This is a genomic window from Streptomyces humi (assembly GCF_001005085.2).
GTDB lineage: Bacteria > Actinomycetota > Actinomycetes > Streptomycetales > Streptomycetaceae > Streptomyces > Streptomyces humi.
In genome coordinates this window covers 1-12,955 of the sequence record NZ_LBMU02000022.1, presented here as the reverse complement: position 1 = coordinate 12,955, position 12,955 = coordinate 1, and the positions used below count along the sequence as shown (strand labels likewise).

The window sequence follows — 12,955 nt, the reverse complement described above, 5'->3', positions numbered from 1 at the left end:
CACCGGCAGCCCAGCAGCCCTGCCACCGGCAGCCCGGCAGCCCGGCCACCGGGAACCCGGCCGAGGCGGCGCGCAGCGTCCCCCTGCGGAGCTCTGTCCGGCAAGGGGACGCGGTCCGGGACATGAACCCGCTCGGATCAGCCGCGGGCGTTCTTCGGCACGGTGATCTGGTGCTCGCCCCAGCTCATCCGGGTGGTCGCCTGGTAGTTGACCGACGTGCCCGCCTTCAGACCCGCCGCCTCGGCCCTGGCGGAGGGCTCGACCAGCAGGAGCTGATCGCAGAGCATCGCGCCGGTCGACGGATCGACGACCAGCCGCTGCTTCGTGGTACCCAACGCCGTCCGGTACGTGTCGGGGAACTCGACGCCGACCCCCTCGCGTCCCAGCGGATCCGTGACGTGTCCGACCACGCGCACCCCGGGCAGCGCGGCCATCACACGGTACGCGGCCGCCCGTACGGCCGGCTTCACCGGCATCGTCACGAGGTTGCCCGCCTGGCGCAGCATCCAGGTGCTGCGGTCCGACGCGCCGCTGTCGGCGCTGTTGCCCTGCGCGTAGAGCTTCTCCAGATACCGGCGCAGTTCCGTGCTGGTGGCGGGCAGCGCCCGAAGGTCCTGGTAGGAGACGTTGTCCGGGCCGACGGCGTAGATCTTGTCGTCGACGTTGGTCCGCATGACCGTCGGCCGGCCGCTTCCCAACGTGTACGACCTGGCGATCTCACCCTTCTTCCCAGCCTCCACGGTGACGCTGCCGGGCGAGCCCGCGGCCTGCCAACGTGCCTTGTCCGCCGCGGTCCAGGGCTCCGTCACGTCGTCCAGTCCGGTGACCATCAGACTCCCGGTCCCGGTCCGCACACCCACCGACCACTCCTCGGTCGACGTGTTGCGCACCGCGAAGGACCGCCCGTCCGCCTCGGCGACGTCCACGTTCTGCGACCGTGTGGTGGTCTGCCAGTACGTGCCCTCGGCGGCCGAGGTCTCCGCCTTCCTGGCCGCGCTGAGCAGTTCGATGTGACCGTCGACGCGGACGTTCTCGCCGGTGTCCGACGACGGCGTCCCCGTGGCGGAACGCGGCTGCGCCGCGGGCCGGTCGGCCGGTGCCTGCCGATCGACCGTACCCACGGCCACCACCACCGACGCCGCCGCGGCCACGAGGGCCACCGCTCCCAGCGGCCGGAAACCGCTTCTGCGGCGCACCGCGCGGTTGTCCGCGGCTTCGGCGGTGATGCGGGCGAAGTCCTGCCGCTGCCGCGTGGGGTCGGCCAGCCGGGAGGGATCCAGTGCGTCGGGCCGGGCGTCCGCGAGCACCTTCAGGACGTCGGGCCGCCCGGATCGCTTGGCGGGGTTCTTCATGCGGGTGCTCCTTGGCCATGAGGGGGACATGAGGTGTGTACGGCGTTCACGGATGCCGCTTCGGACGACGGTCCCGCCTCCGGCGCCTGTGCCGTCTCGAGAGCCTTCTCCAGACGGCGCCGGGCCCGGTACAGCCGGACGGTCAGGGTCGCGCCGGTGCAGTTCAGGACCCGGGCGGCGTCCCGGGCGCTCAGGCCGTGCCAGGCGATCAGCGTGAGCAGTTCCCGGTCGGCATCCGACAGGCTCGCAAGGGCCTGGAGCGCGATGTGCCGGTCCGTGACCACCGCCGCGACATCACCGACGTCGGTCTGGCCGCCGCTGCCGATGCGTTGTGCCTCCTCGGCCGCCAGCAGGTAGCGCAGCGCGTCCCGGCGACGCAGCTCGCGCACCAGGTTGCGGGCCACGCCCAGGAGCCAGGGGAGCGGCGGGTGCGGGATGTCGTCCACCCGCCGCCAGGCGACCGTGAAGGTCTCGCTGGTGATGTCCTCTCCCACCTGCCGTCCGACCAGGCTCGTGGCATAGCCGAGGACACGTGGGTAATGCTCTTCGTAGACATCTCGGAAGCGCTCGGCAGGCGTCACGCGCCCTCCTCTCGTCTCGGCTTTCACACCGAGCAATGCGCGCAGCGACCCGTTTCTTACACGGCGGAGCGAAAAACCTTCCTGTGATCGGTGTCACGCCGGTCCCCGACAGCCCACACCCGTCGGGCGGGTTCGCGCCGCCGCAGCACCTCCCGGCCGACCCGGCGATGCCGCGAGGTGTCAGCGGAACGATACGGAGCGGAACGATACGGAGCGGAACGTCACGAAGCGGAACGTCACGGAGCGGCCTGTGCCTCCGGTCGCGACAGCGCCGTCGCCTTGGCACGTATCTCCGCGGCGCGGGCGACCCGCAGGCCGTCGAAGAGGTCGGCCGCCCGCGTCCAGCTCGCCCGCGCCCGCGAGACGTCGCCCAACTCCAGCTGCGCGGAGGCGAGATGGTCCAGCACTGCGGCCAGGCTGTAGTCGTTGAACAGTTCCTCGAACAGCCGCAGGGACCTCTCGTAGTCCACGATCGCGGCCTCGGGATCACCCAGTTGCTGCCGGGCGTAGCCGATGCTGTCCCAGGCCGCCGCCTCGTTGCCGCGGTCACCGAGGTCCCGCAGGATCGGGATGGCCTCCTCACACGTCACGATGGCCTCCCGGTACTCACCGAGGGCGGAGAGGAACCAGCCCACCGAACCGAGTTCCACCGCGATCTGGTCGCGCTGCCCGAGTCCACGGAAGATCTCCAGAGCCCGCCGTGAATGACGCAGGCCCTCCGCATGACGCTCCTGCCCGTCCCGCGTCCAGGCGATGCTCCGCTCGGCGCGGCCGCGGTCCTCGGCGGGCAGCCGGTGGAGCTGGGCGAGGATCAGCTCGACCGGTTCGTCGGCCTCGTCGAGACGCCCGGTCTCCACGAGGGCGCGCGCCAGGCTCCCCGCGGCCCTGACCAGGGCGACCGGGTCGTCCAGGGCGACGGCCGCGTCGAGCCCGACACGCTGGGCCGTGATCTCCTCAGCCCACCGCCCCTCGATCACATGGAAGCTCGCCCACTCCTGGACGAGGCCGACACGGTGGCGCAGCAGCCCGGGATCCGCCCGCAGCCGCAGGGCAGCCGCCGCGGTCTGCTCCTCCTGCCGGTACCAGGCGAGCGCTTCCTCCCGGTCGTCGATCGCCACACTCACGACCGCGGGCACCGGCACGTCCGCCCGCTCGGGCATGTACCTCGCGATGTAGCGGTTGGCGGCGTGGGCGTTGTGGCACAGATAGTGCAGCAGACGTGCCTCCGCGCCGTGCCGGTCGTCGCCGTGCCGTTCGACGAGTTCCGCACCGTAGGCACGGACCAGGTCGTGCACGACGTACCGGCCCTCGGCGTCCCGGGTCAGCAGACTCGCGGAGACCAGTTCGCGCAGACGGCGCCTCGCCGCCGGCACACCGACCCCCGCCAAGGAGGCGACGGACTCCACCGAGGCCGCCGGGCCCGGATGCAGGGACAGATACCTGAAGAACCGTGCCGTCTCCGCGGGGAGCGTCCGGTAGGAGCAGGAGAACACGGCCCGTACGTCGGCACGCCGGTCGTCGACCGACAACGCGTCGAGCCTGGCCTCCGCCAGCTCACGCACCGCCACGCGCAGCGGCAGACCGGGCGACACGCTCAGCTGGGCGCCGACCACGGCGACCGCCAGCGGCAACTGCCCGCACAGGCCGACCAGATCGGCGGCGGCCCGGGGCTCCGCCCGGACCCGTTCCTCGCCGACCCGCGCGGCCAGCGCCGCCAGCGACTCCGCCTCGCTCCACACCTCCAGCGCGATCAGCGCCGCCCCCTCCGTCGCGGCCAGACCGGACATCCGCTCTCGCGAGGTGATGATGGCCAGGCACCCCGGCGACGCGGGCAGCAGCGGCCGCACCTGCTCCTCGTCGCGCGCGTTGTCGAGTACGACGATCAGCCGCAGGGCAGCCACCCGCTCCCGGAACAGCGCCGACCGCTCCCGGGTGCCGGCCGGAAGATCGGCGCTGGGCACCCCGAGCGCACCGAGGAACCCGCCCAGCGCCTCCCCGGGATCCAGGGGCCGCGCGTCCTCCTCGAAGCCGCGCAGGTTCACGTACAACTGGCCGTCGGGAAAGCGACCGGCCTCCTGGTGCGCCCAGTGCACCGCCAGCGTCGTCTTGCCGACCCCGGCCATACCCCCGATCGCCGAGATGACGACGTGCCGGACCGGCCCGGTGAGCTGCGCGGTCATCGCACGGACCGCGGCCAGCGTCTTCTCCCGGCCGTGAAAGACCACGGGATCGGGCGGGAGTTGCCGGGGTGCCTGGTGCGTGCGCCGACGCGCCGCCCGCACCAGCCGACGACGCTCGTCCTCGTCAGGGCCCAGGGCCTCCAGCAGTTCGCCCAGGGTGGTGGAGCGCGGCAGACTCTGTCCGCGTTCCATGTCGCTGATGGCGCGGACACTCACCCCGGACGCCGCGGCCAGGCCCTCCAGCGTCAACAGCGCCCGCTGCCGCGCCTCACGCAGCAGCCGACCGAACGTGTTGTCGTCCATTCCCATCCCGCCCGCCCCAGGCTTTCTGCGTAGTACCGGCCCCCGGGCCGCCGCGAAGGTAACAGCTCAGGTCCGCGGGACGACAAGGCCGTCTCGTCAGGTGAACTCCCCTCGACGCGTGGAGCGGCCGACGGTCAGGAGGCCGGCCTGGCGTCGATCCGTTCCGCCTGACGGGCCAGCAGGCCGGAGGCGGTGACCGCCGTGGTACGGCGGACCAGGTCGGTGAAGTCCAGACGCATGGCGGCCAGCGCGGGGTCGGAGGCGTAGGCGGCCAGCATCGCTTCCGAGGGACGACTGCACTGCCACGCCGTCATGGCCATCAGCAGCGTCGACTCCACCAGAGCGGCAGCGCCCCCGGCGCCCAGCTCGGGGAGGTGGCGCAGCGTGACCTGGACCAGGGTCTCCAGCGACTGCCGAGCCGCGTGCTTGTGCCGGATACCGATGTCGGTGGAGATGTTGTGTTCCAGGACCGAGCCCTGGGCGCTGAGCAGGTCGCACAGCACCGGTCTCCGGGCCAGCGAGGTGGCCACGGTGTCGGCCAGCCGGTCTCCACGCTCCCGCACAGTGGCTTCACCGGACGGACGCACGCGCTCCAGTTCGGCGATCCAGTCCTGGATCTCGGTGTCGAGCAGATCGAGGAGGATCGCCTCGCGCGACTCGAAGTAGCGCATCACGTTGGCCTTGGCCAGGCCGACCCGCCGACTCAGCTCGTTCAGGCTGAGCCTGGCCACCGGCATCTCGGTCAGCATCGCGGCCGCGGTGTCGAGGATCTGACGTCGTCGCTGGCTGCGTTGCTCGTCGGTACGCGCGCGCTGGAAAGTCACACCCCCATATTACAGACCGGCGGTACTTTGATAAGTGACCGGCGGTACGTTACCGTGGCACGGAGACAAGATACCGGCAGTACTTAAATTGGGGTTCGTCATGTACCAGGTTCCTGACCAGCAGGGAAAGCTCGCCGTAGTGACCGGCGCGAACAGCGGCACCGGCAAGGAGGCTGCCAAGCGGCTCGCCGGAGCCGGAGCCCACGTAGTGCTCGCGGTGCGCACTCCGGCCAAGGGCGAACAGGCCCGGGACGAAATCCTCGCCGCTCACCCCGGCGCCCAGGTCGAGGTCCGCCACCTGGACCTCGCCGACCTGGCCTCGGTTCGCAAGCTCGCCGAAGACCTGACCTCCGACGGCAGGCCCCTCGACCTGCTGCTGAACAACGCCGGAGTGATGAACGTGCCCCAGCGCACGGAGACCGCCGACGGCTTCGAACTCCAACTGGGCAGCAACTTCCTCGGCCCGTTCGCGCTCACCGTCCGACTCCTGCCCTTGCTGCTGGCCGCCCCTGCCCCGCGGGTCGCCACGATGAGCAGCGGCACCGCCAACCGGGCTCGAATCGACTTCGGCGACCTGCACGCCACCCGCGACTACAGCCCCACCCGGGCCTACGCCCAGTCCAAGCTCGCCGACATGCTGATGATGCTCCACCTGGCCGACCTCGCCACCGAACACGGCTGGCCCCTGCTGTCGGCCGGCGCACACCCCGGCTACACCCGCACCAACCTGATGACCTCAGGCCCGACCCTGAACGGCGGCCGCCCCGGCCTGCTGGAATCGCTGCTGTACAAGATCGTGCCGTCCCAGGCACCGGAACAGGGCGCAGAACCCCTGCTGTACGCGGCCACCAGCCCCGACGCCAAAGCCGGCGGCTACTACGGCCCGCGCTGGGCCATGATCGGCCCCACGAAGCTCACCAAGCTCCCACGCAGCGCCCAGGACAGGCCCACCGCGGCACACCTGTGGACCGAAGCCGAACGCCTCACCCACGTCTCCGTCCCCACCCGGAACCTCTGAACCAAAGCACGTCGAACACCACCACAAGCCGACCACGCATCCGGTGTCGTAGGGCTCAGCGCACCTGGGCAGACAGCCCTTGCGGCACTCACTTTCCGACGGACGCGAGGGGGAGAGCGACATGGTGCGCAGCGGCCGGCGACCAGCCAGGACAGTACGACTGGCCGGACGGAGACCGGGTACCCGCCAGGCCCCGGCCCGCAGGCCGACAGGGCTGCGGCAACGGTGGCGCCACATCGACTGGAGCAGAGCCGGCACCATCACGGCGGTCGTCGCCGCCCTCGCGGGACTGCTGCTCACCGGCGTGTCCACGCTCTACGACGCGCTCGTCTCGCAGGGCGAACTGGGGCAGGCACGTCAGGCGGCCGATCAGGAAACCCGCGCCCAGGCCCTGCGTGTGTCCTACTGGACGGAATACCCGACCCCTTTCGTCAAGCGCTTACACGTCATCAACGGTTCCCCGGACCCGGTGTGGGAAGTCGATCTGCTCATGTCGCCCGCCGAAGCGGGCCGGGATCATGTGCTCCAACTCCCGACCCTGGCACCCTGCTCCGAAACGGTCATGACACAAGAGGCCTGGGGCCTGACACCGGGACAGGGGCCGCCGTACGCGGCGGGCGACCGGCCACCCGGCGTCGTCCGCTGGATGGCGTTCCGCGACCGGGACGGTGTCGTCTGGAAACGGGACGGCAACGGACTCTCCCGCTTGTCGGACGACTGGACCGTGCTGAGCGTGGGCCACGGAGATCACGCCCTGGCGATCACAGCCGTCACCGAGGGCGCCCGCGGCGTCCTCCCCGTGAAACAGACCCCGTCCTGCGGAAACAGTTGACCTGCGTCAACAATGAAGAACCCCGGCACGAGCACGCCCCCGCAACCCCTGTCCGTGCCGGGCACACCCCGGATTCAGGGACGGATCACCAGGCCATCGCGCCGTGACGGTCACGGAAGGTCCCGGTCGGTCCGTCCGCCCCGATGGTGGCGAGCTCGACGATCGCGTCCGTCCCCTCGGTCACTGTCTGCGGGCCGCTGTGCCCGTTGAAGTCGGTAGCGGTGTAGCCCGGATCAGCCGCGTTCACCTTCACGTCCGGCCAGGACTTCGCGTACTGCGTGGTCAGCATCGTCACGGCGGCCTTCGACGCCGTGTAGAGCGGCGCGAGATACCTCGACTCGACGCGCTCGGTGTCGTGAGTGGCCGCGAACGACCCCATGCCACTGGAGACATTGACGATGACCGGGTGCGCCGACTCGCGCAGCAGCGGCAGGAACGCATGCGTCACCCGCACGATCCCCACGACATTGACCTCGAACACCTCACTGGCGTCAGCGGCCGTGATCTCGTCGGCCGGACTGTGTGTCCCGAAGACACCCGCGTTGTTGATCAGGACGTCGATGCCGCCCTCGCGAGCCTCGATGTCGGCGACGGCCGAAGCCACCGACGCGTCGTCCGTCACGTCGATCTGGACGAAACGGGCCCCGAGTGCGTCGGCGGCTGCCTGGCCGCGCTCCCGATCACGCGCACCGACGAGGACGGTGTGACCGGCCTCGAGCAGCCGACGGGCGGTCTCGTACCCGAGAGACTTGTTGGCTCCCGTGATGAATGTGGTCGTCATGCGTCCACTCTCCGCCCGCGGCGAGAGGCCAGCCAGTGCTCTCCACGACGGTAGGACGACCAGTACCAGGCACGACGACGGCCCGACGGACACAATGGCCGAGTGGACGAGACCCTGGGCACGGCACTGCACCGCTGGCGCGACCGCCTTTCTCCCGCCGACGTCGGACTGACCACACGGCCCGGACGACGCGCGGTGGGGCTGCGACGCGAGGAACTGGCCGAACTCGCCGGACTGTCGGTCGACTACGTGGTCCGCCTGGAACAGGGCCGCGCCACAAGCCCTTCGGCGCAGGTCGTCGCGAGCCTGACCAGGGCACTGCAACTCCAGCCCATGGAACGCGACCACGCCTACCGGCTGGCCGGCCTCCTGCCACCCCAGGAGGGCACGGTCTCCACACATGTTCCGGCCGGAATCCAACGGATGCTGGCCCGCCTCGGAGAATTCCCCGTGGGCGTGTTCAGCGCCGACTGGACCCTGCTGTCCTGGACCCCCGCATGGTCAGTACTGATGGGCGACCCCAGCGCACGGACACACGACGAGCGCAACCTGGCACGGGCGGTCTTCGCCACAGGACCCAGCCGGCTCGCGTCCTGGCCCGTACTCCAGGACGACGACGCCCTGAAACCCGCCCTCGTCGCCGACCTGCGCACCGCTCTCATCGACCACCCCCGCGACCACGGCCTGACCGACCTCGTCGAGGAACTGCGCTCCACCAGCGTGGAGTTCGCCCGACTGTGGGACGAGGGCACGGTCGGCCCGCACGTATCGGCCCGCAAGACCGTCGTACACCCCCAGGTGGGTGAGGTGGTCTGCGACTGCGACGTGCTCACCGTCCCAGGCTGCGACATCCGCCTCGTCGTCTACACGGTGGCAGCGGGTTCCACCGACGCGGAGAAGCTGGAGTTCCTACGGGTCACGAACGGCGTCCGCGCCGACGACCCCACACCTCCAGGCCCCGGCCTCTTCTCCACCCCATAACTCCCGACAGGACCACGAACACCAACAATCACCCCGCCGACAAAGAAGACGGCCCCCGGAAGCCCCCCACGCCGACAGCAAGCACGGAGCGGGCAGCACTTCTGATGGCCATCTGGTGATCGGGACAAGAGTGGCCGCGCTCGTCTTCTCGGAGCTCGGCGACGGCGGCGGGGCTGCCGCAGCCGAGCGAAGCGGCGACCGCTTCGGCGGGCAGGACATCGCGCTCGTGGACGGCGTAGAGGGTGGAGCCGAAGTTCTCACCGGGGCCAAGGCGGCCTCGGGGTACGGATGCCAGGGCTGACCGAGTTCTCATCCGGGCACCGGGCGGGGCCTCGCCGTGCGCGGGAGAACGTGATCGTCCTGCACGGTATGCGCTGGCCCGACGAAGTCCGCGACCCCAGCGCGCCGTACCCGCCGGCTGCTGACGCCTCCGAGGCGGAGGTTGATGAGGCGGTGGAGCTGATCGAGCGGATGGCCACCGGCCGCCTACCCGCCCCGCACGCGCGCGCCGGGAGCCATGGCTGAACTACTCGCCCTGGGGAGTCCTGAGCGATGTGCCGTGAGCTGATCTTGAGCCAGTTGGCTGAGCCATGCTGGGCCCGCGACGACCCTCCAATGGTTCGCTTTATGTGGTCGCGCGATTACGCAAGGTTTCTCGCGGGCTGCTGGCCCGGCACCTGAGATTGCCGGGCCAGGTCGCACAGAGCCAGAAGTGAGACTCGATGAGCAACACCCAGCCGACACCCTCCGGTCTGCGCGCCGACATGAAGCACCGCGCTGACGGCAAGCACCAGATGTACGGCCTCCACCTGCGCTGGCAGATCGGCGACAACCAGCCGGATCACGGTACCTGGCCCCCGCCGGCCGACTGGAACGACGGCACCGCGCCCTACCCGCACGTGTACGAGGTGTGGATCAACGACGAGGCGCGGCAGACGGTCTTCCTCCACTGGCCGTCCTGGGACTGGTCGCTGTCCAACGCCCACTGGGTGGACCTGGGCGAAGAGCCGGGCGACCGCTACGTGGTGAAGATCCGCGCCAGGACCAGCGACGGCCAGTTCACCCCGTTCACCAACGAGGTGACCGTCAACGGCAGCGAAGCGGTGAACTGGACCGCCCCGGCCCCCCGCCACGACGCCCCCGCCGCTCCCGCCTCGGCCGATCCACGGCACGGAACCGCGAACCACCCGCGCAGCCGGGCGGCCGCCGCGATCCGGGACCTGGACTCTTCACCGATCTGCGTGGAGGCACGGAAGCTCAACACCAGCACCGACTGGCATGAAGTCCTGCCGGGTGCGGAGCGGATGCTTGCCGACTACCCGTGGAACCACCAGGAGAGGTACCTGGAATACCGCAAGTTCTTCGACGGCAGCAATGTCGCCTCCACCGGGAACCCGGCATACAGCGGCCTGGACCTCGCACCGGACGACAGACTGGGCGACTGGCCGCTGACGGAGCTGGACACGAGTGCCGCCACGCAGACCTTCACCTACGACTACATGGCCTACCACACCGGTGAGACCTGGTCACACCGGTGGTTCATCACCCGCGAGGAGTGGAGCCCGGACAACGGGCTCACCTGGGAAGACCTCGACCCCACCCCCTTCCTCGTCGAGACCCACGGCAGCACCGAGGAGGAATCCACCTCCTGGGAGTTCGCCACCCTGCCACGGCGCCTGGGCCGGGCCGCACTCGTAGAGGTCTGGGGCGGACACGGCGGCCCTCACACCCCCAACGGCGAGAACGGCGGCAACACCGGTGAGTTCTTCCTGTCGACCTGCGACGTCGTGCTCCGCTGACGAGAGGGCCGAGGAACCAGTGAAGAACACGCCGGCCCGCCGGTAGCGGCCGGCGGTCTACCGGAAGACACCACCCACGATCCGGCGCGGGCCTCCCATCCACCGATGGCGGCCCGCGCCGGGCCGTCGGGCTCGCGCACCCTGAACCGACAGCCCTCGCCCTGAAGGGCGCCCGATTCTGCCCCCCGCCGACCGCATCGAGGACGTACCCGACCGGCTGCGCGACCCGGCCGCCGCCCGAGACATCCCCGACCTGGACGGCCACCACCCCCGCGTCCAAGCCGCCGTCCTCGCCACCCCCGGCGCCCGCGAACGCCTCGACAACCTCACCGACTACAGCACCCTGCCCGCCGGCCCCGCCGTATCGCGGATCGGCTGCGCTGGCGGCTGCCACGGTTTGGGGTCGGTGTTTCTTGTTGGGTGAGTGTTTGTGCGGGTTGGTTGGGCGTGGTGGTTGTGGGTGTGGGCATTGTTCTCGGTCTGTGTTCGTTCTCGGACGCGCGGGTCACCTGTTGCCGCAGCCGTCTCCATGTCCCACGGGCGCATCCCTGTTGCTCTGTCAGTGCCTGCATGGCCGCGGCCACCCCTCTCTGCGGCTCCGCTCGCCTGAACAAGGGGAGTTCTCGCGTGAGGCGGCCGTCGATCAGCCCTCATACTCTCCTGTTCGCGGTGGTGGGTTTGGATTCTGTGCGCTGTGGGCTTCGCTGGTGCAGTCTCCGGTTGCGGTGAGCTTGGCCGCCTTGGCCGCCTTGGCTGTCCTGGGGTCCCCTCCCTCTCTCCCTCTCCCTCCCTCTTTCTTGGCGAGTTCGTGCGCGGGTGGGTCGTGTCCGGTGCGAGGTGCTTGCTCACGGCGTCGTCCGGGGGCGTCTGTTCTCGGTCTCCAATATTTGTCGCTCCCGGGCCAGAGCCTTTTCCTGCACTGCTCCTCCACGCCTGTTTAGGCAGTGCTTGGGGCGGCATTCGTCGTGATCGCGGTTGGCCCGGTGTGGTGAAGTCTCGTGCGTTCGGTGTCTGGGGGAGCGGGCGGTGCCTGCGCGCCTGCCCGTTTCTCCGGGACGAGTCGGCACTGTGGCCCGTCCAGTTCCCGCCAGAACATGCGCACTGTCCTCGAACCGGCCCCGGACCTGACCCTGCCCCGGACCTGACCCTGCCCCGGGCCCTGGCCCCGCCCGACCCTGGCCCCGGGCCCGACCCTGCCCCGGGCCCTGGCCCCGGGCCCTGGCCCTGCCCCGGGTCCTGACCCGGACCTTGCCCCGGGCCCGGGTTGGCACTCCTTCGCGGTTTCACTGCCTTGCCGGTTTCTGCTGACCGGCTGGCGCAGTTCTCGTCGCTGACTCCTTGCCCGTCGGACGGCCGTTGTCTCCAACGTGCCGTGTTCCACCCCGTGATAGACGGTGGGCAGTGTTGTGATGTCGTCTCCGAGCCACCCTGTCCCTCAGGCAACGTAACCGGCTCGTTGAACGCATCACGTAAACGCGGAGGAGGGATCCCGAGTGTGCGCTACGGGTGCCGATACCCCGTCAGTCACCACGTATCGGTGGCAACGACAGGATCGGCAACGCTCGGGAACCGGTACTCCCACCCCTGCCACGCACACATAGGCCTCCCGCCACCTGCGCCCTGCCGGCCTGCCGTTCGGAAAGCGCGCCTCGCCTGGGCGGTCCACCGAGCGCATCCCCGCGACCACAGCTCCGGCCCGACCACAGCCCCGACCTGACCAGAAGGGATGGGCCACCACCCCGCCCCTGCTCCTGTACGAATTCCACTGGCCGGCAGGCTGAGCCGGTCATCCGCGGATGCTGATGCAGGATCATGACTGCCTCCCGCGTCACCGTGCTGCTGTACTCGGCCGGAGGGCCTGTGGTCGCCGGTCCTCACCGTCTCGGAGCCGACCGCTACTCTCGCCGTTCGGGGCAATCGCGCACGACCGGATCTTCCGAAGGGGCTCAGTTCCTCGGCCGCCGTCACGGCCGTTGCACCGTGACCCGCCAGCCCCTGCGTACCGGACGCTCACGTGACGCGGATACGCCCCATCCCCTGGGCTGAACTTCGAGGCCCACAGCAGCAGGGCCTCTCCACCCAGTGACGACAGTCCGGTCCATCTGCACAGGGCGCAGATATCAACCAGTCCGAATTCCGTTTCCGTTTCCGTCTCTGCCATTGCCTGCACCGCCCGGGACAGTGACACGTGAAGGGGAAGAACGCGGACGAGATCACTGCCACGTAAGTCAGCATCCTTTCAAGAGGTCAACTGAACCTTTCCGCGACCAATCTGAATATCCATCAACTCCGGACAGCAGACGC

Annotated in this window: 10 protein-coding genes and 1 pseudogene; 5 read left to right on the top strand and 6 right to left on the bottom strand. The window is 70.1% G+C overall.

Translation table 11 applies throughout. From position 1 onward, the window contains the following. Positions 1–137: 137 nt before the first annotated feature. The 4 genes from AAW13_RS08680 to AAW13_RS08665 all read right to left on the bottom strand — a co-directional run bounded on the left by AAW13_RS08680 (position 138) and on the right by AAW13_RS08665 (position 5,240). Complete coding sequence (locus AAW13_RS08680; RefSeq protein ID WP_046730209.1) at positions 138–1,352, bottom strand: CU044_5270 family protein; 1,215 nt, start codon at positions 1,350–1,352, stop codon at positions 138–140. Further along, the gene (locus tag AAW13_RS08675) at positions 1,349–1,933 is read right to left on the bottom strand and encodes an RNA polymerase sigma factor (protein ID WP_046730208.1); all 585 of its coding nucleotides are present in this window, start codon (positions 1,931–1,933) and stop codon (positions 1,349–1,351) included. Before AAW13_RS08675 ends, AAW13_RS08680 begins: the two co-directional genes overlap by 4 nt. 236 nt (positions 1,934–2,169) lie before the next feature. Then, positions 2,170–4,416 carry an ATP-binding protein gene (locus tag AAW13_RS08670; RefSeq protein ID WP_046730207.1) on the bottom strand — a complete coding sequence of 749 codons (2,247 nt, stop codon included), beginning with the start codon at positions 4,414–4,416 and terminating at the stop codon, positions 2,170–2,172. 134 nt (positions 4,417–4,550) lie between these two features. Then, positions 4,551–5,240 carry a TetR/AcrR family transcriptional regulator gene (locus tag AAW13_RS08665; RefSeq protein WP_046730206.1) on the bottom strand — a complete coding sequence of 230 codons (690 nt, stop codon included), beginning with the start codon at positions 5,238–5,240 and terminating at the stop codon, positions 4,551–4,553. A gap of 100 nt (positions 5,241–5,340) precedes the next feature. Here AAW13_RS08665 and AAW13_RS08660 point away from each other — a divergent pair, with 100 nt between their 5' ends. Further along, positions 5,341–6,258: an SDR family oxidoreductase gene (locus tag AAW13_RS08660; protein ID WP_046730257.1), complete on the top strand. Its 918-nt coding sequence runs from the start codon at positions 5,341–5,343 to the stop codon at positions 6,256–6,258. 121 nt (positions 6,259–6,379) lie between these two features. Next, positions 6,380–7,090: a hypothetical protein gene (locus AAW13_RS08655; protein ID WP_046730205.1), complete on the top strand. Its 711-nt coding sequence runs from the start codon at positions 6,380–6,382 to the stop codon at positions 7,088–7,090. Between the two features lie 85 nt (positions 7,091–7,175). On the opposite strand, the gene AAW13_RS08650 is transcribed toward AAW13_RS08655, so the two are convergent. Beyond that, complete coding sequence (locus AAW13_RS08650; RefSeq protein WP_046730204.1) at positions 7,176–7,871, bottom strand: SDR family oxidoreductase; 696 nt, start codon at positions 7,869–7,871, stop codon at positions 7,176–7,178. A gap of 102 nt (positions 7,872–7,973) precedes the next feature. Between AAW13_RS08650 and AAW13_RS08645 the strand changes: the two genes are divergently transcribed. Continuing rightward, positions 7,974–8,852, top strand: a complete 879-nt coding sequence (locus AAW13_RS08645) for a helix-turn-helix transcriptional regulator (RefSeq protein ID WP_046730203.1) — start codon at positions 7,974–7,976, stop codon at positions 8,850–8,852. Positions 8,853–8,988: 136 nt separating this feature from the next. On the opposite strand, the pseudogene AAW13_RS46605 reads toward AAW13_RS08645, so the two are convergent. Continuing rightward, positions 8,989–9,111, bottom strand: a pseudogene (locus AAW13_RS46605) (arsenite S-adenosylmethyltransferase); the annotation flags it as partial. A gap of 92 nt (positions 9,112–9,203) precedes the next feature. Between AAW13_RS46605 and AAW13_RS45825 the strand changes: the two are divergent. Further along, positions 9,204–9,377 (top strand): hypothetical protein, encoded by a 174-nt coding sequence (locus AAW13_RS45825; protein ID WP_167391695.1) that lies wholly within the window; start codon positions 9,204–9,206, stop codon positions 9,375–9,377. Between the two features lie 197 nt (positions 9,378–9,574). After that, positions 9,575–10,651, top strand: a complete 1,077-nt coding sequence (locus AAW13_RS08635) for a lytic polysaccharide monooxygenase auxiliary activity family 9 protein (protein ID WP_052768582.1) — start codon at positions 9,575–9,577, stop codon at positions 10,649–10,651. The last annotated feature ends 2,304 nt before the right edge of the window (positions 10,652–12,955 follow it).